15 protein-coding genes are annotated in these 17,349 nt (G+C 71.0%); 2 read left to right on the top strand and 13 right to left on the bottom strand.

From position 1 onward, the window contains the following. Positions 1–26: 26 nt before the first annotated feature. Genes J2Z30_RS36605 through J2Z30_RS36615 form a run of 3 tightly spaced genes read right to left on the bottom strand, consistent with a single transcriptional unit; the run spans position 27 to position 1,705 of the window. Complete coding sequence (locus tag J2Z30_RS36605; protein ID WP_044567332.1) at positions 27–620, bottom strand: gamma carbonic anhydrase family protein; 594 nt, start codon at positions 618–620, stop codon at positions 27–29. Positions 621–662: 42 nt separating this feature from the next. Next, positions 663–1,535, bottom strand: a complete 873-nt coding sequence (locus J2Z30_RS36610) for a DUF427 domain-containing protein (RefSeq protein WP_044567330.1) — start codon at positions 1,533–1,535, stop codon at positions 663–665. Further along, entirely contained in the window at positions 1,532–1,705 is a 174-nt protein-coding gene (locus J2Z30_RS36615) for a hypothetical protein (RefSeq protein WP_209468993.1), read from the bottom strand. The genes J2Z30_RS36610 and J2Z30_RS36615 overlap by 4 nt, the downstream gene beginning before the upstream one ends. Before the next feature lie 360 nt (positions 1,706–2,065). Here J2Z30_RS36615 and J2Z30_RS36620 point away from each other — a divergent pair, with 360 nt between their 5' ends. Together J2Z30_RS36620 and J2Z30_RS36625 are read left to right on the top strand one after the other, a co-directional pair. Beyond that, the gene (locus J2Z30_RS36620; protein WP_044567327.1) at positions 2,066–2,782 is read left to right on the top strand and encodes a GntR family transcriptional regulator; all 717 of its coding nucleotides are present in this window, start codon (positions 2,066–2,068) and stop codon (positions 2,780–2,782) included. Between the two features lie 453 nt (positions 2,783–3,235). Further along, positions 3,236–3,631, top strand: a complete 396-nt coding sequence (locus J2Z30_RS36625; RefSeq protein ID WP_209468994.1) for a hypothetical protein — start codon at positions 3,236–3,238, stop codon at positions 3,629–3,631. A gap of 16 nt (positions 3,632–3,647) precedes the next feature. Here J2Z30_RS36625 and J2Z30_RS36630 read toward each other — a convergent pair whose 3' ends face one another. The 10 genes from J2Z30_RS36630 to J2Z30_RS36675 all read right to left on the bottom strand — a co-directional run bounded on the left by J2Z30_RS36630 (position 3,648) and on the right by J2Z30_RS36675 (position 17,307). Then, positions 3,648–4,310, bottom strand: coding sequence for a glycerol-3-phosphate responsive antiterminator (locus J2Z30_RS36630; RefSeq protein ID WP_044567323.1), 663 nt, complete (start codon positions 4,308–4,310; stop codon positions 3,648–3,650). Positions 4,311–4,356: 46 nt separating this feature from the next. After that, positions 4,357–5,910 carry an FAD-binding oxidoreductase gene (locus tag J2Z30_RS36635; RefSeq protein ID WP_044567321.1) on the bottom strand — a complete coding sequence of 518 codons (1,554 nt, stop codon included), beginning with the start codon at positions 5,908–5,910 and terminating at the stop codon, positions 4,357–4,359. After that, entirely contained in the window at positions 5,907–7,580 is a 1,674-nt protein-coding gene (locus J2Z30_RS36640; protein ID WP_044567320.1) for a glycerol-3-phosphate dehydrogenase/oxidase, read from the bottom strand. Before J2Z30_RS36640 ends, J2Z30_RS36635 begins: the two co-directional genes overlap by 4 nt. 74 nt (positions 7,581–7,654) lie before the next feature. Then, positions 7,655–9,232 (bottom strand): FGGY family carbohydrate kinase, encoded by a 1,578-nt coding sequence (locus J2Z30_RS36645; protein ID WP_044567318.1) that lies wholly within the window; start codon positions 9,230–9,232, stop codon positions 7,655–7,657. A 186-nt stretch (positions 9,233–9,418) separates the two neighbouring features. Next, entirely contained in the window at positions 9,419–10,849 is a 1,431-nt protein-coding gene (locus tag J2Z30_RS36650; RefSeq protein ID WP_044567308.1) for an MFS transporter, read from the bottom strand. Positions 10,850–11,094: 245 nt separating this feature from the next. Next, complete coding sequence (locus J2Z30_RS36655) at positions 11,095–13,434, bottom strand: pentapeptide repeat-containing protein (protein ID WP_044567306.1); 2,340 nt, start codon at positions 13,432–13,434, stop codon at positions 11,095–11,097. Between the two features lie 178 nt (positions 13,435–13,612). Next, a complete protein-coding gene (locus J2Z30_RS36660) occupies positions 13,613–14,824 on the bottom strand; it encodes an ABC transporter permease (protein ID WP_044567304.1) in 1,212 nt (403 codons plus the stop codon). Beyond that, positions 14,821–15,546 carry an ABC transporter ATP-binding protein gene (locus J2Z30_RS36665; RefSeq protein ID WP_044580820.1) on the bottom strand — a complete coding sequence of 242 codons (726 nt, stop codon included), beginning with the start codon at positions 15,544–15,546 and terminating at the stop codon, positions 14,821–14,823. Before J2Z30_RS36665 ends, J2Z30_RS36660 begins: the two co-directional genes overlap by 4 nt. A 23-nt stretch (positions 15,547–15,569) precedes the next feature. Beyond that, positions 15,570–16,691 carry a peptidoglycan-binding protein gene (locus J2Z30_RS36670; RefSeq protein ID WP_044567302.1) on the bottom strand — a complete coding sequence of 374 codons (1,122 nt, stop codon included), beginning with the start codon at positions 16,689–16,691 and terminating at the stop codon, positions 15,570–15,572. Then, on the bottom strand, positions 16,684–17,307 hold the full coding sequence (locus J2Z30_RS36675) for a hypothetical protein (RefSeq protein ID WP_209468995.1): 624 nt from the start codon (positions 17,305–17,307) through the stop codon (positions 16,684–16,686). The genes J2Z30_RS36670 and J2Z30_RS36675 overlap by 8 nt, the downstream gene beginning before the upstream one ends. Positions 17,308–17,349 lie beyond the last annotated feature (42 nt).

Genomic DNA, 17,349 nt, shown 5'->3' on the forward strand with positions numbered 1-17,349 from the left:
CATGGTGGACACCGTGTGCCCGGGACTCAGCCGAGGAGGCGGTCGTCCCGGTGGGCCCCGTAGAAGTCGGCCTGCCGGGACATGACCGTGCGCATCGAGGTGCCGCGCGCGACACCGTAGACGGTTTCGGGAAAGCCGAGAGCGCGCTGCACCTCCCACAGCTCGTCGTGCTGATCGGGGGAGAACAGCCGGGCCGGATCCCCGACGGCGATCCAGCCGATGGGCAGCACAGTGCCGGGCGCCAGCCGCGAGTTCACCTGCAGCACACTGTTGATCCGCAGCTCGGCGCCCGCCCCCGCGACCGCCCCGGGAAACAGCGACGCGCCGGTGGCCACGAAGACCTCGTCCCCGACCGTCGCCCCGTTCACATGCGCGTGCGGCCCGATCAGCACCGCGTCGCCCAGCGTCACCGGATGCCCGGCCCGCCCGCGGACCAGCGCGTTCTCCATCACCACCACATCCGCCCCGGTGCGTACCTCACCGTCCTCGGCGGTGAGCACGGCGCCGTGCAGCACCCGCGCCCGCTCGCCGAGGACGACGGCACCGCACAGGACGGCGGTGGGGGCGACATACGCCGATTCGGGAACCACGGGCCGCTTGCCACGATGTTCGAGCAACATGCTCCGACCCTAGGCGACGGCGACCGGTGGGGCCCGCGGCGGTCAGTACGCGGTCGGCCGGCCGGGGTGCCGCCGTGGTTCATCATGTTCACGCCGCTCCTTCTCCCAGTTCGCCCTGGAGACCGGGGCGGGCCGGGGAAGGGGCCGGCCGTCCAGGTAGAGGTCGACCTTCTCGTTGTAGAAGGCGACCAGCCCCGCGATGGGGGACACCTGGCGGGTCGGGAAGTCATAGGTCCAGGCGAGGTCCGGGTGGGTGGCGGTGTCGGTCCGGACGGACCAGTAGCCGCTCGTCATGCCCTTGTACGGACAGCTGGTGACGGTCTCGGTGGGCTCCATGCGCGTCCAGTCCAGATACACCCGGTCCAGGTAGTAGCGCGTCGGGAGCCCCGTCTCCAGCACCATCACCGAGCTCGGGGCGTCGGCGATCACGGCGCCGTCCAGCTCGACGCGCACGGCACGGCCCGACCGGAGCGCGTCGACGCGGGTGTACGGGCTCCTGGGGTGCACGAACACCTGCTCGTCCTCCTCGAACCAGGCGTCGATGGCCTCCCACCGGAAGCTGACATGGCCGATGATGCCGGAGGGTGCGTCCTCGCCCCACTCCCAGGCCGCGCCCGGCCGGGTGAGCGAGCCCACCTGGAGGGTCCGGCGGTGCGCTCCGCCGACCTTCAGCGCCATGCTCCGGCCCTCGTCGACGAGCGCCCCCTCGGCGATGTCGTCGCGGGGCACGCAGTACTGCGGATAGCCCGGCCAGAGCCACACATAGCGCGCCCGCACGGTGTCGAAGACGGGGCGTCCGGCCACGAAGCCACGGATGCGGCGCGGTACGGGCTCCACATGCCCGACCGGAACGATCATCGCGGGGTAGTCCGGTGTGTTCGGCGTGTCCGGCGTGTTCGGTGTCTGCTGTGTCATGCCTCTTCCAGGGCCTCTCCGAACTCGCGCAGGGCCTTGCCGTGCTGACTGTGGGCCAGCCCGTGTCCGACCGCTATGGCCGCCGCCACCGGCCATTCGATGATCCCGACGGCGGCGATGACGCCGAGTCCGGCGAGGAAGCAGAGCTGGTCCGCCGATGGCAGCTCCACCCGCCGCCCATCGAACTGGACGGTCACCGAATGTCGCGCGCACACGTCCTCGGCCGCGGCGCGGGGGCCGGGGGATCGTCTCCTCGCGGCCGGAGCCGATGCCTGTTTCCGGGAGGATGCGCTGGTACGAGGGGCTGTCTTGGTCGCTTCGGCCATTGCTTCGATCCGTTCAATCAGCTCATCGGCCTATGGCGGACATCCGCGCGATGACCCTTCCACCGTAAGCCCGCTTCCCGGGCTCATGCGCGTTGCGGGGCCCGAAACGCACGGCGACCCCGAGGGAGTTGGGCTGCCGCCCGCCGTTGCGGCAGAAGCTTGGACACATTGACTGTTTGCTATAGCAGAAATAGGCTCGTCGGTATGAGCGCTGACGCCCTGGGTTCCGTGGAGACCACGTCGCTGGCCGACCAGGCGTACCGTCGGCTTCGGGACGCGATCCGTGGGGGTGTCCTGCGGCCGGGTGAGAAGATCACCGAACGCGATCTGGCCGCCCGCCTCGGCGTCAGCCCGACCCCGGTCCGGGAGGCGCTGCGGCAGCTGGTGCACGAGAAGGTCGTCGAAAGGGCGGGGCCGCGCGCCCTGCGGATCGCCGACCACTCCTCGGCGGCCCGCTCCGAGATCGTGGAGGCCGAGGTCCGCCTGTCCGCGCTCATGGCGCGCCTCGCGGCCCGCAACGCCACCGCGGAGCAGCTCACCGGCCTGGTCTCACTGCTCGCCCAGACCGACCAGATCGTCGCCGGGATCGAGAAGGCCGTCGCCGGGCAGGGCGTGGAAGCCGATGTGACCGAAGGGCTCGCGGCCGTCTTCCATGAGCTGCGCCTGTTTCACCGCCAGGTGGAGGCGTCCGCGGGCAACCCTGTCCTGGAGGGCCTGCTGGATCAGGCCCGCGCCTTCAGCGACGAGGAGCGGCTTGACCTGACGATGAGGCTCGCGCGCGAGCGTGCCGAGGCGTTCCGCGCCCGCTATCACGAGCATCGCGAGTTGCTGGACGCTCTCCTTGAACGGGATGAGGGCCGTGCCGAGGAGCTTGCCGCGCGGCATCACCGCGCCGCCCTCGGCCAGTTGTCCGGCGGCTGATCCCCGAGCGGCAGACACTCCACATCCCCATCATGCTATAGCATGTAGCAATAGGAGCGCTGGTCGGCAGTACGCCCCACTCATGGACATGGAAATCGCCCAGACATAACGCGAAACGACCACTCTCCTGGCGGGAGTACCGGGAGGCTGGCCTCCCCACCTGGGGAACGCGCGCAATTCATTCCGGGGCCGCCGGACCATGAGGAACCATTGAGGAAGCGTGAGCAAATGGGAATGACCAGGGCGAAGAAGAACGCCGTCGGCTGGATCGTCAGCATATGTGTGATGGCCGCGGGGCCAGTCCTCACGGGGTGTTCGGCGGACTCGACGAAGGCGGAAGACACGAAGGACGTGAAGGAGACGAAGGGTTCGACCTCGACCGTCAGGGCCACTCCGTCCCCGAAGGGACAGTCCGGTGATCAGTCCACGGCGCAAGGGGTGGTGGCCACGTGGGTGACGGCGGTCGTCGAGGACCGTCCCAAGGAGGCCTGCCTGGCCATGGCGACACCGGCCACCGGCGGGTCTCCCGCGAAGCCCGGCACTGAGGCGATGTGCGGAGGCGATGGGCCGGAGGCGCAACAGATGGCGGATCAAATTCACCGCATGCACACCTCGTTCACGCCTGACCAGCCGAAGAGTCCCCCGACGGTGAAGGTGGCCGAGGTCCCGGTCACGGACAAGAAGGCGACAGTCGACGGTGAGCAGATCACCGTGGATGGTCAGACTTTGGAGGCCATCGTCGTGTCGCACTCCACCGGAGTGAAGGAGGACCAGGTCGGTGTCAGGATCGAGGCCGGCGTCGTGGCGGGTCGCTGGTACGTGACGGACCTGGGTCTCTCCGTCGGCTGACGTCGCGGCAGTGGGCCTACTCCTGGGAGGGTGCGGCAGGTCGCTTGCGTGCGGTGGGCGGAACCGGCGGCAGCTGGTCCCGGCGCAGGTGCCAGAGGCGGGGGTCGGACGTGGCGGCGGCAACGGACCCGAGGGCCAGCGCGAGCGCCACGTCCGCGGGGGTCTCCACGAAGCCCGCGGCGACCGACGGGGACATCGCGCGCTGTGCCTGCCCGCTCATCCGGGCGACGATCGGGGCGGGCATGATCTCGACCAGGTCGGGCGCGCCGCGCGAGACCGCGTCCGTGGAGCGGCGCAGATTGGACCGATCGGTGACGAACACCTTCATCATCGTCAGCAGACCGAGCGGCCGGCCCTTCTCGATCAGCGAGAGCCGGGTGCTGACCACGCCGTGCGCGCCCATGCTCTTGATGAACTCCAGCGCGCCCCGGTCCTGGGCCAGACCGGGGCTGCTGTCCACGTTCACGAACACGGTCTTCCCCGCCCGGACCAGCGTCGGCACGACCTGGGGCAGCTGCCCCACTGTGAGCGACGCGACGATGCACACCTTGGCCGGTGCGGTCAGGAACTGCCGCAGCGGCTGGGTGGTGACGACCGACGCGATGACCGGGATCTCGGCCAGCGCGGAGGCCAGCCGGGCGTCGAGTGGGGCACCGGACCGGGACGGCGAAGGAGTCATGGCAAGGGCCTACCTGGTGGGGGTCAAGGGGCTGTGGCTGCTGAGGTCAGCTCAGCGGAGACGTACCGAAGCGGCTGGGAAGGCCCAGCTTGCCAGGGTTGAGGATGCCGGCCGGGTCCAGGGCCTTCTTCACCGCGACGAACGTCGCGAAGCCCGCCCCGAGGGATTCCTCCAGGTAGGGGCCGCGCAGCAGACCGCAGCCGTGGTGGTGGCTGAGCGCCGCGGCGTGCTTGATGAGTACGGCGTTGGCCGCGTCCCACACCGAGCGGTACCAGCCGCGGCGCGATTCCGGCGCCACATCGCCACGTAGCGAGAAGTAGACGCAGGCGCCGTCGGTGTACGCGTGGGACTGGTGGGCCGAGGCGGCCAGGGTGCCGTCCACCGCCTGGACCGCGGCTACCACCTCGTCGTAGATCACTGGGAGGTCGGTCCAGGACGCGGCCATCTCCAGGGTGTCGGCGACGAGGCCCGGACCCGGCTTGAAGCCTTCGGCGGACTTGCCGACCAGCATCCGCTCGTCCAGCCAGCGCTCGAAGACGGCCTGGCTGTCCAGCTCGGGTCCGTACTCCTCGCAGACCTCCTTCGCCACCTTGATCGAGGCGTCGACGACGGCCGGGTCGCCCTCGTCGGCGATGAGCAGGAGGTTGGTCTCCGGGTGGCCGAAGTGGGTACCGGACTCCAGGGTGTCGTACAGGCGCAGGACGGCCGGGGTGGCGCCGCGCTGCATGATCCTGCGGCAGGCGTCCAGGCCTTCCGCGAAGGTCGTGAAGCCGTACGCGGCGGCGCTCGCGTACTCCGGCAGCGGGTGGACCCGCAGCCGGGCCGCGACGATGGCTCCGAGGGTGCCTTCGGAGCCGATGAACAGCTGGCGCAGGTCCGGGCCGACCGCCGCGCGGGCGTAGTCGCCGTACGTGGCGCGGGTGCCGTCCGCGTGTACGACGTCGACGCCGATGACCATGTCCTCGATCTTGCCGTAACGCGTGGAGAGCTGACCGGCGCCGCGGCAGGCGATCCAGCCGCCGACGGTGGAGACGGCGAACGCGGACGGCCAGTGGCCGGTGGTGACGCCGTACTCCTCCTGGAGCTGCTTCTCGAAGAGGTCGCCGAACATGCCGGCCTGGACGTCCACGACGTTCGACTCGGCGTCGAAGCCGATGATCTGGTTCAGCCCGCACATGTCCAGGACGACGCCGCCGAAGACGGGGAGCGCGGCACCGGTGACGTTGGAGCGGCCCGCGGACGGGGTGACGGGAATACCGGCCCCGTGGCAGATCCGCAGCACGGCCGCGACCTGGTCCGCGTCGGCGGCCTCGACGATCACGGCGTTCGGGGTGGCGGGACGGCCCTCGGTCTCGCCGATCATCGAACCGGCCCACCAGTCACGGGTCCGGGTGACGACCTCGTCGCGGGAGGTGTGCACCGCATGCGCGGCCTCGCGCAGCGCCTCGACCACGGACCCGGGGACCACGACCGGGTTCACCTGGAGCGCGGCCTCGCCGTCACCGATCGGGGTGTTCCGCGCCCAGGTGGCGAAGCTGGGGGCGCCGACGGTGTAGTTACCCCGGTTGAACGGGTGGGTGATGGTCTGACGGCTGATCATGCTGCTGCCCCTTCGAGGAGTACGGACTTTTCGCGACGGACGGCGACGAGGTACTCGGCGACCGAGCGCTCGACCTCCGCCTCCGTGAGGTTCAGTTCCTGGCCGAGAATCGCGCCGACGGCCCCGGCGGCGTCGGCGGAGGCGTCCCGGGCGAACAGCCGGGCGCGTGTGCGGCGGGAGAGGACGTCGTCGACCGACCGGGCCAGCTCGGCACGGGCCGCGTACACGACCTCCGCCTTGGTGTACGGGAGTCCCGCGACGACCGGCTCGGCCAGCGACGGGTCGTCCTGGATGAGGTCGCCGACGAAGCGGGCTTCGGTGCCGAAGCGCTCGCCCAGGTGGGCGGCGATGCCACCGGACGCGGCGACGGCCTCGGAGTCGTAACCGGCGCCGCCGAGGAGCGGGAGGCCGGTGGTGCGGCTCCTCCCCTTGCGGCCGAGGACCGTCATCACCTTGTCGATGACGAGTTCGCCCATGTGCCGGCTGGTGGTGAGCTTCCCGCCGGTCACCGTCACCATGCCGGTGCGGCCGACGGTGATGTGGTGGTCGCGGCGCATATCGAGAGTGGCGCCCTCCTTGCCGCCGACCAGCGGGCGCAGACCGCCGATGGAGCCGACCACATCGTCCGCGGTGAGCTTTCCCTCGAAGGCGGTGTTGGCGCCCTCCAGCAGGAAGTCCATCTCCTCGCGGGTGCAGTGCACATCATCCGGGGAGCCCTGGTAGTCCTCGTCGGTGGTGCCCAGCACGACGTTGTTGCCCCAGCGGGTGCAGGTCGCGCGGCGGGCCCGGCCGGGAACCGGCACGGTGACCGTGCAGTTGATCCGCAGCTTGTCCCAAGGCACCACGATATGGACGCCCTTGGCGGGCCGGACCCGCGGCCTGTGACCTTCGTCCGCCTTCGCGTCCAGCTCGTCGGTCCACACCCCGGTGGCGTTGACGACGGCCCGCGCCCGGATGTCGATGGTGTCGCCGTCCGCCGAGACCCGGGCACCGGACACCTTGCCCATCCGCGTCAGCAGACCCTCTGCCCTGGCTCCGTTGAGGACCGTCGCGCCGAGCGCGGCGGCGGTGCGGACGATGGTGAGGACGAGCCGGGCGTCGTCGGTGCGGGCGTCGAAGTACATCAGCCCGCCCTTGAGGCTCTCGGCGCGCAGCGACGGAGCCTGGGCGAGCACCTCGGGAACGGTGAGCCGCTGGTGGAGCTTGCCGATCCGCCATCCGCCGACCAGGTCGTACGTCCACAGCAGGCCCTCGAAGCCCTTGGCGAGGCGGGCGTCGAAGACACCTTCCTTGTCCAGGATCGGGAAGAGGAACGGCAGCCGGTGCACCAGGTGCGGGGCGTTCTTCCGGAAGCGGTGGCGCTCCAGGAGCGAGTGGCGGACCAGATTGACGTTGCCCTGCTCGATGTAGCGCAGACCGCCGTGCACCATCTTCGACGACTTCGACGAGGTGCCGGAGGCGAAGTCGTCCTTCTCGACCAGGGCCGCGCGCAGACCGCGCGAGGCGGCGTCGAGCACGGCGTACGCCCCGGTGATGCCACCTCCGATGACGAGCACGTCGTACATGTCGTCGGCCAGTCGGCGCTTGAGAGCGGCCCGGTCGAGCAGCAGAGGAGTCCGGCGGGTCGCCGCGGCGCTGCGCCGCGGTTTCCGGGCGGGCATGGTGATCACAACATCAACTCCTGGTGTTTCGGTTCGGCGGCCCGCCATCGTGTGCGGGCCGCCGGTGCGACGGCGGGGGGCCGTCAGTGGGGGGTGTGAGATTCGGGCGTACCCTCCCGCCGGGGGAGCGGCGCGGGGTCGTTCAGATGGGCGATCAGCACATCGCGCCAGGCGGTGCGCAGTTCGGCGCGCTCGGCCGATGTGATCGACGGTTCGAAGACCCGGCCCCGCGGCTGCGCCGCGACGACCTCTTCGAGCGAGGACCACAGGCCCTGGGCGACCCCGGCCAGATACGCGGTGCCGCGCAGGCTCGCGGTGGCGGAGTCGGAGACCCGTTCCAGCGGCAGGCCGGTCAGGTCGGCCTGGATCCGCATCAGCGGGTCGCTGCCGGAGACGCCGCCGCCGACCCGGAGCCGGGTGAACGCGGTGCCCATGGTGTCGGCGACCCCGTCGATGAGGTCGCACACCGAGTGCGCGATTCCGTCGAGCACGGCGCGGGCGAGATCGGCGCGAGTGGTGGCGAGAGTGAGCCCGGTGAGGGACGCGGTGGCCTCCGGGCGCCAGACCGGCGTACGGACCCCGGCGAGCGCCGGGACGAAACGCGGGGTGCGGCCCGGCCGGGTGGGGACCCGGCCCGCTTCCTCACCGAGCTCCTTCGGCGACGCGAACAGGCCCAGATTGTCACAGAGCCAGCGCAGCGCCGAACCCACGGTGGAGGTGTACGCCTCCAGGCTGTAGTGGCTGATGTCGCCCTGCCGCCGGCCGGGCTGGGCGAGCACCCCGGCGATGTCCGGCCGGGGCAGGGCGGGCGTGGTGCCGGTCGCCGCGTCGACGAACGCGCCGGTCCCGTACATGCACATGCCCTGCCCGGTGGCGAGACCGCCGAGCGCGACGAGCGCGGCGTGCTGGTCGCCCATGGAGGCGGCCAGCGGGACGGCGACACCGAGGGCGGCCGGGTCGGTCGTACCGAAACCGGCGTCGTCGGAGCGGAGCTCCGGCAGCAGGCCGAGGGGGAAGCCGAGGCGGTCGATCCATGCCTCGTCCCAGGCGTGCCGCTCCAGCAGGTAGCCACCGGTGGACGCGGCGTTGGTCGGGGTGGTGGCGTGGACGGCACCGCCGGTGAGGCGCCAGATCAGCCAGGTGTCGACGGTCCCGAAGAGCAGTCGGCCCCGGCGGTGCGCGGCGGCCACCTCCGGGTGCGCGGCGATCTGCCGGGCAGCCCAGAGGAACGGGGCGCGGGCGCCGACCGGCCGGCCCTGCCGGGCCAGCAGCACGGCGTCCCACTCCGCCTCGTAGGCGGCGAGCTCATGCGCGTACCGGCGGTCCTGCCACACCACCGCGGGCAGTAGCGGCCGTCCGGTGGCCCGGTCCCACAGCATCGCCGTGGCACGCTGGGTGGACAGCGCGACCGAGGTGATCTCGATGCCGTCCTCGCGCGCCCCGCCCACGGCCCGACGCGCCACCTCGAGGGTGGCGGTCCAGATCTCCATCGGGTCCTGCTCGACCGAGAGGTCATTCGGATGGCTGACCTTGATCGGCCGGTAGAACACCTTGTGGGTGGCGCCCGAGTCGAGCACGACTCCGGCCCGGGTGCCCGTGGTGCCCTCGTCGATGGACAGCACACCGCGCCGTGGGGAGGCGCCGGGGAACGTCTGGGTCATGGCAGCCCTTTCATTCGAGCACCGCGAGCGAGCCGTGCGGAGGGATGGAGAGCGGACGGAGGCGGAGGGAGGGAGTACGCAAGGGACGGGTATGGAAGGGACGGGTATGGAAGGGACACGCACGGAGGGGAGACGTACACCGAGGGGGAGGGGGCCACCGCGCGGTGCGCCAGGTCCGGCGGCGGGTCAGGGCGCGGTCACGGAGAGCGCCGCAGCGGCGTCGCGGTCCTGTCCGGCGACCTCGTCGGGCGAGGCGGCCTTCGTCGGGTCCCACTTGATCACCAGGCAGGTGATCAGGCCGAGCAGCGGCACGACGGACAGCACCAGGAAGGTGTCGGCGAGCCCGAGCGAGTCCTTGATCTGCGGAAACACATACAAGCCGGCGACACTGCCGAAACTACCGATCATACCGGTGACACCGGTGCCCAGGGCGCGGACGTCACTGGTGTAAGAGAGCGCGGCGATGGACTTGCCGTTGGCCCCGGGCCCCGCCGAGTGGCAGAGGATGAACAGCACCGGCAGCAGGAACGCCACAGCCATGGGCACCTTCTCGAAGGTCAGCCCCATCGCCACCAGGGCCACGAAGACCCCGGCGAAACCGGCGGCGGAGCTGAGCCGCAGCCCGAGGCGGCGGCCGAAGTACGCGGACAGCAGTCCGCCCGCGATACCGAAGGCGTTGAACACCATCGAGCCGACGGTGGCCTTCTCGAAGCTCTCGCCGAAGATCGTCAGGCTGATCAGGGGGAGATACCAGCCGACCGCGAAGTACTGCATCGACTGCCCGAGCGAGATCACCGATGAGAGGATCGTACGCGGCAGATACTCGCCCTTGAACAGAAGACCGGTCTGGCGGAAACCGATGACCGGTGCCTCAGCCGCGGTGCGGGTCATCGCGTCGGGTGTGCCGACCACGGCCTTGATCCCGTAGATCCGGTCCAGGTTGGTGACGGACTCGTCCAGTCGGCCCTTACCGGCCAGCCAGGTGGGACTCTCCCTGAGCATCAGCGCCTGGCTCAGCAGCAGCGCGACGGCGACGACCGCGGCCGAGCCGACCGACCAGCGCCAGATGTCGGCGCCGATGTCCAGGTTGAAGAAGACCAGGGCCAGGGCGAGGTTGCTGGTGGTGGCGACGTACCAGACGGCTTGCCACAGGTTGAGCCGGCCGCCCAGCTTCGCGGGCGTGTACTCGGCGAGCAGCGCCATGGCGACCGCGAAGTCGATGCCGTACGCGACACCCACCAGGACCCGGCCGAGCCACACGACGGTGAAGCCACCGGCGAACGCGGCGAGCAGGCCACCCGCGAGCGCGAACACCTTGGCGATGAGCAGTGGGGGAACGCGGCCGATGCGGGTGGCGAGCCAGCCACCGAGGGGGTTGAAGACGATGGCCAGCGCCGGGGCAGTGGCCGTGAGGACCGAGACCTGGGTGCTGGTGAGCTCCATCTGGGTCGTCATGGGCCCCAGACCGGCGCTCAGCGCCGCGTTCGAGTAGGCGTCGAGGAACAGCCCGCCGAACACGAGGAACCAGATGATCTGCGCCCGGCCGGTGATCTTTCCGAGCCCATCGATGAGCGCAACGACGTCGGCGACGCTTCTGACGCTCGGACGTTGTGCCATGAATCCGCCTTTGAGGAAGACCTACCGGCGGCACGGGGAGCACAGAAAAAGGCACGACGAAGCCACCGACAGGTGGTCTGTGTCTGTGCCTGCCAAAAAACTGCGGAAAGCGCCGCAGCACGTGAACTGCTGGAACCGCCAAAAGCGCGGTGCAGCGAGAGTAAGAACCAGCCATGAGAAACGTCAAGGGTTCCGGCCAGGTCGCCGAAACGTGACGAGTGTCCAGCACCGGGCCTCGAGCCAGCTCAGCGTTTGATACGGCTGCGCATCGCGAGGACGGCGAGAGCGAGCAGTACGGGTTCGGTGAAGCGGCTGACCATCTCCGTGTAGGTTCCCCAGGTGGTGAGATCTTGACCGCTGGAGCGGAAGACGACGGAGTTCAGCACCACTTGCAGCGACTTGTCGAAGCGTTTCATGGTGAAGCGGTCGCCGGCGGGCAGGGTCAACCGCGGGTCCTGTTCGTCCACGACCAGTGTCACTCGTCCGCCATCGGCGGGGACGGTGCCGGACGCCGTCTGTTTCGGGGCGGAGTCGGGCAGGCCCAGGCCCATCATCAGCGCGATGGTGGCGGTCATGGCCACAGCGAGCCAGACCAGGGCGCGGGAGGCGCGCAGACCGTAGCCGGAGGTCAGCCAGTAGCCCCACAGCAAGCCCCGTTCGCCGGGCGGGGTGCCGACGAGGTCGTGGCGGCGCATCTCCATCTCGCCGTAGTAGAAGTCGGCGGCGCCGGGCTCGTCCTTGCTGTCTTCGAAGGTCTTGCGCAGTTGCCGGTAGAGCGCGGCCAGGTGTTCCGGGTCGGGAGTGCGGTTGGGGTCGGGGTGGTGCGGCCCGGTGCGCCAGTGCCGGGGTGAGGGCGTCTGCCCCGAAGGCGAAGGCGAGGGCGAGGGCGAAGGCGAGGGCGGGCGGCCGGCCGTCTGGGCGCGCCAGTGGTGCTCTTCGGCCAGCGTGCGTCGCCGGGTCCACCAGTAAGGCCATATGGAGCGGCGGAAGTGGAGGCCGGTGGGGGTGGCCGCGAAGGCACAGCGGCCTTCCAGGCGGAGTTGGTCGAGGTGGAAGCTACCGGAGAACAGACATTGGCTCAGGTCGGTGTCGGTCAGGACCAGGTATGCGGCGTCCACCCCGCGCACCGAGGCCACCCGTACGCCGTGCTGGGATGCTGCCAGCAGGTTCTCGTCCGCCATTGTGCCGCTGTGTGCAAAGGGGACGGGGTGAGCGTTGACTGCCACGGGGAAGAAGAGCACGGCGTGGCTGAGGTCCAACGTGGCGTAGCGCAGGCGCAACGTGGCCGTCGATTCCCACCGAGTCCTCTCGCAGCGCACTTCACTCGCTGCGATCTCCAGCGTCACCGGTACCTCGAACAGCGCACCGGACAGCTCAACCGTCTTCGCGCACACCACCGGCCCGAGCCACGACATCGCCGTGAATCGGGCCTGGGGGAACAGGGCGTCACCGGAGAACTGGGCCAGGTGGAACCAGACGTCGCCGGCGAACTGTGTCCCCTCGAACCTGGCGGTGCCCGAGAACAGCGCTGCGTCGAACCGGGCGACATCGGTGAACTGCGCCTGGGAGAACAGAGCGCCACCGCGGAACCGGGCCAGGTCGAACCCGGCGATGCCGGCGAACCGCGCCCCGCCGAACCGGGCATCATCGGCGAACTGCGTCCGGTGAAACCGGGCGTCGCCCGCGAACCGCGCCCCGTCGAACCAGGCCGTGCTCGAGAAGCGCGCCCCATCGAACCGAGCCTCCTCGCTGAAATCCGCTCCGCCGAACCTGGCGGTGGAGCAGAAGCGCGCCCCACCGAACCCGGCGCTGCCCGCGAACCGCGCTCCACCGAACCAGACATCGTCGGCGAACCGCGCCCCGCCGAACCCGGCGGTGCCGGAGAAGAGCGCCCCCTCGAACCGGGCGTCGTCCGCGAACCGCGCGCCCTCGAACCAAGCGGTGCTGGAGAAGCGCGCGCTCGCGAACCCGACGCTGCCCAAGAAGTGCGCTCCGCCGAACCTGGCATCGTCCCGGAACCACGTTCCGCCGAACCTGGCAGCGCCCGCGAACCGCACCCCGCCGAACCAGGCGGCCTCGGCGAACTGTGCCTGGCGGAACAGGGCGCCACCACCAAAGCGCGCACCGTCGAACCAGGCGGTGCTGGTGAACTGGGCACCCTCGAACCCGGCGTCGTGGGCGAAGCGCGCTCCGCCGAACCTGGCGGTACCGGAGAACCTCGCCCCGCCGAACTGGCTTGGGCCCGAGAACCGCGCCCGGTGGAATCCGGCTTCCTCCGCGAACTCCGCCCCCTCGAACCTCGCGGTACCGAAGTGGGGCTTTCCGGTGGTGGGATCCCGGAGGGCTTGGAGGAGAGCGTTGAGAAGTGGCGCGGTGAAGCGGGTGCCGCGGTGGTCGATGTCTGTGCCGGGGGCCAGACCGGTGAGGTACGCGTCGCGGTCGGCGCTGTTCAGGTGGGCCAGACACGCGGTTCGGCCAGGGACGTGGATTCCGGGGCAGCCGACGGGGTCGGTGGCCTCCTCGGCACCATGTCCGCAGTACGGCCAGGAGGGGGCGGACGGTGCGGGGTCCGGGGGTGTACTCATTGGCCTGGGAACTCCGGGGCTTTCACTCGTGACGGGCTGAACGGCTGTACCTGCTCGGGCGTATGACGCCGACTCTCTGCCTGGTGCGGATATCAGTCGAGGCCATCCTGATGGGAACGAGGGGCAAGACCCAAGTACGGGGTGACGACGGAGTCCTGTTCTCGCCCGCCCTCGCCGGTCAGGCCGCCGCCAGCGCCTCGGTCGGGGGCAGCCTCGAGGCCCGGATCGACGGGTAGACGCCGGCCACCATGCCGATCAGGACCGTGCTCGCCGTGCCCAGGGCGAGCGCGGGGAGGGGGATCACGGTCGGCCAGCCCTGGTAGGTGGCGTAGCCGAGGGTCGCGAGGACACCGAGGACCGTACCCGTGACACCGCCGAGCGTGCTGAGCACCACGGACTCGGTGAGGAACTGGGCGCGGATCTGGCCCCGCCCGGCTCCCAGCGCCCGGCGCAGACCTATCTCCGTGCGGCGCTCCAGAACCGAGATGTACATCGTGTTGGCCACGCCGATCCCGCCGACCAGCAGCGCCACCCCCGCCAGACCCAGGAACAGGGCCGAGAACGTCGTCCGGGTGGCGCGTTTGGCGAGCAGGGCGTCGGACGGGCGGCTGACCTGGACCAGGCCGGGCAACTGGGGATACAGCGTGTCCGGCAGGACCGCGCTGACGTCCTCGATGCTGTCCTCCTCGGCCTTCACATAGATCACCGTGGGGTGCCCGTCGAAGCCCAGCGCGCTCTTGGCGGCCTGCCAGCCGACGAGGACGGAGCGGTCCAGCTCGGGGGCGAGCGGCATGCGGTCCAGGATTCCGACAACCGTGAACCACCGGTCGTCGATGAGGACCTGCGGCGGCTGCCGGCCGTGGACCAGCCGGGGGATGCCGAGCCGGGCGGCGGCCTGGTAGCCGAGGACCGCGGTGGGGAACGACGAGGTGGAGGCGTCGAGGAACCGGCCGGAGCGGACCGTGCCGCTCACGGCGGGCAGCAGGTTGGTCCTGGCGGCCAGGACGTTGAGGCCGAGGCCGTCGTTCGGGTCGGTGCGGTCCGAGCGGCGGACGAGGGCGTGGGTGTTGGCGACGGCGCTCGCCTCGGTGACCGGGCGGATCCGCGCGGCCATCCGGTGGGCCTGCTCCGGCAGCAGGACGGGCGGCTTCTGGTCCGCCTGCGGCTGGGCGCGCAGCATGTTCGTGCCGAGCGCGGACAGTTGCTCGTCCAGGTGCTTCTGGCTGGACGCCGGAATGCCGGTGACCAGGACCAGCGTGGCGATGCCGATGGAGATGCCGAGTGCGCTCAGCGCGGCCCGCATCCTGCGGGTGCGGAGACCGAGGAGGCCGAGGCGCAGCACGTCGGAGGGGGCAAGTCGGACCGGCCGGATGTCGGTGGGGTGGATCATTCGCGCCCCCGCCCGGTCCCCGGTTCGGTGTCGGAGACGACGCGGCCGTCGCGGATCTCGACGCGGCGCGGCATCCGGGCGGCGATGTCCCGGTCGTGGGTGATGACGGCGATGGTGGTTCCCTCGCGGTTCAGGTTGACCAGCAGATCGAGTACGGCCCGCCCATTGCCCGAGTCGAGTGCTCCGGTCGGCTCGTCGGCGAGCACCAGCGCGGGGTCGTTGACCAGCGCACGGGCGATGGCGACACGCTGGCGTTCCCCGCCGGAGAGCTGGTGCGGCAGGTGCGCGGTCCGGGCGCCGAGGCCGACCCGTGCCAGGGCGGCGAGGGCGAGCGGCCGTCTCCGGCGGCGCGGCACCCCGGCGTACAGCAGGCCGGTGGCCACGTTCTCCGCCGCGGTGAGCCCTTCGGTGAGGTGGAAGTGCTGGAAGACGAAGCCGAGCCAGCGGCCGCGCAACGCCGACAGCCTGCGGTCGGACAGCGCCGCCGCGTCCCGCCCGGCGATCTCCACGGAACCGCTGGTGGGCAGGTCCAGCGTGCCCATGATGTTGAGCAGGGTCGACTTGCCGGAGCCCGAGGGGCCGACGATGGCGAGGAGTTCGCCGGTGTGGACGGTGAGCGAGACGTCGTCCAGCGCCAGCACCCCGCCGCGGTACGCCTTGCTCGCGCCGCGAACGGCCAGCACGGGCGCGCCCGGGGTGGCGGCGGCGCCGGGTGCGGGTATGGCGAGGGCGGGTGCGGGACCGGTCACGAGGTGGTCACCACCCGCAGGCCCTCGCGGACGCCCTTCCCGGACACCTCGACCATGCCCTTGGCGAACAGCCCGGTGTCGACGGCGAGCAACCCGCCGTCGCGGTGCTGGAGCGCGTATCCGCCCTCCCGGAGCGCCAGCAGCGCGCCGACGGGCACGGACAGCACGTTCTTCCTGGTCTCGGCGGTGAAGGTCACCCGTACCGATGCCGAGTCCAGCCGCTTCACATCGGCGCCGTGGGCGGGAGTGACGGTGACCCGCAGGCTCGGCGGGCCGGTGACCTCCTCGTCCTGCTCGTCGCCGCCGCCCTGCACGGTGTGGCTCACCGCGGTGACCTTGCCGGGGATGGTTTTCGCGCTCGGCAGCGCGATGCTCACCTCGTCCCCCACCCGGATCGGGGTGGCGTCGGCGGCGTCCACCTTCACCCCGACGGTCTTGGCGGCGGAGGTGACGGTCAGCACGTCGCCGGTGGCAGGGTCGCCCAACTGGGCCTTGACGTCGCCGACCCGGGCTTCCCCCGGCAGGACGACGACACGGCCGGGGTCCAGGGTGCCGGTCTGCTGCTGCCCGGTGTCGCGCTGCCACCGCTTGAGGGCGGCGGCGAGCGACGGGGTGAACTCGGTGCCGCGTCCGGAGGTCCGCCCGCGCGCCCCGATGTCGTAGCCGAGCGCCTGGAGGTTGTCCGCCAGCACGGTCACGTCCCGGCCGCTGACGCCGGGCTTGACCAGCGTGCGGAAGACCGGGGTGTCCCCGAAGAACACCATGACCGGCCGGTCGTCGACCCGGTACAGCGGATTGCCGCGGGTGACGCCGGCGCCGGGTTCGGGCAGCTGGGTCACCACGCCCTTCCCGGTGCCCCTGACCGTCCTTTGGCCGGCGAAGCCCAGCGTCCCGGCCAGCGTCCGGCTGTCGGAGAGATCCCCGCGGACGACCGTGGCCAGCGCGGCGGAGGGCGCGGCGGACCCCGGTCGTTCGGCCTTCGCCTCGCCGTGAGCGGACAGCGCCAGAGCACCGGCGCCGGCCCCGGTGGCGGTGACGAGCGCCGCTGCCGCGAGGACGAGGCGCCGTCGGTTCGCCCGCCGCGGCGCGGGCTCGGTGTCGGTGGCGGGGTCAGTCACTGAAGGCTTCCAGCTCGCAGCTGCGGTCGACCTTGGTCTGCTCGGCTTCGGAGAGCCGCTGTTGCTTGCCGTCGTCGTACCGCCAGGCGAGACCGTCGGGGCTGACGCTCGTATCGGACACCATGTGGACCCGCATGCCGTTCTTGTTGAGGCACTTGACGTAGGCCCGGTAGTCGTCGGCGTAGCGCGGGTTGGTGTCGGGCTCGGTCTCCGGTGGCTGACGCGGCAGCTTCACCAGGCAGGCGTCGTAGCCGGCCTTGTGCTTCTCCACGACGGCCGGATCCTGTACCGGGGGCGCCTGTTCGGCGCCCGCGGCCTGGGCGCGCTCGTGGTTCATCGGAACGCCCTTGGCCTCGAGGCAGGCGTTGTACGCGTCGTTCAGCCGGGCCCGCTCCTCCTCCGAGCTGTCCAGGCGCAGTTGGGGGCGGTCCGCGGTGACGTCGTCCCTGCCCTCGCGCTGGTCCGTGTCCGCCTTGCCGCCCGCCGCCGGGGCATCGCTGTTGACGGAGTCGACGCCCTTGTCGGTCTTGACGCCGCTGCCGCCGCCGCACGCGGTGAGGGCCAGGCTCAGCATGGCCGTGGCACACAGCAGGGCGGCTGTCTTCGTGTTCCGCATGCCGACGACCATCACGGATCCTTTTGAGGAACCTGTCAGGAA

It is taken from the genome of Streptomyces iranensis (genome assembly GCF_017874715.1).
GTDB classification, from domain to species: Bacteria; Actinomycetota; Actinomycetes; order Streptomycetales; family Streptomycetaceae; genus Streptomyces; species Streptomyces iranensis.

Bases quoted from the DNA above. Each gene is read 5' to 3' on its own strand.
- J2Z30_RS36645 (WP_044567318.1), bottom strand. From the start codon at position 9,232: ATGACCCAGACGTTCCCCGGCGCCTCCCCACGGCGCGGTGTGCTGTCC.
- J2Z30_RS36610 (WP_044567330.1), bottom strand. From the start codon at position 1,535: ATGACACAGCAGACACCGAACACGCCGGACACGCCGAACACACCGGAC.
- J2Z30_RS36630 (WP_044567323.1), bottom strand. From the start codon at position 4,310: ATGACTCCTTCGCCGTCCCGGTCCGGTGCCCCACTCGACGCCCGGCTG.
- J2Z30_RS36655 (WP_044567306.1), bottom strand. From the start codon at position 13,434: ATGAGTACACCCCCGGACCCCGCACCGTCCGCCCCCTCCTGGCCGTAC.
- J2Z30_RS36660 (WP_044567304.1), bottom strand. From the start codon at position 14,824: ATGATCCACCCCACCGACATCCGGCCGGTCCGACTTGCCCCCTCCGAC.
- J2Z30_RS36650 (WP_044567308.1), bottom strand. From the start codon at position 10,849: ATGGCACAACGTCCGAGCGTCAGAAGCGTCGCCGACGTCGTTGCGCTC.
- J2Z30_RS36635 (WP_044567321.1), bottom strand. From the start codon at position 5,910: ATGATCAGCCGTCAGACCATCACCCACCCGTTCAACCGGGGTAACTAC.
- J2Z30_RS36605 (WP_044567332.1), bottom strand. From the start codon at position 620: ATGTTGCTCGAACATCGTGGCAAGCGGCCCGTGGTTCCCGAATCGGCG.
- J2Z30_RS36620 (WP_044567327.1), top strand. From the start codon at position 2,066: ATGAGCGCTGACGCCCTGGGTTCCGTGGAGACCACGTCGCTGGCCGAC.
- J2Z30_RS36675 (WP_209468995.1), bottom strand. From the start codon at position 17,307: ATGCGGAACACGAAGACAGCCGCCCTGCTGTGTGCCACGGCCATGCTG.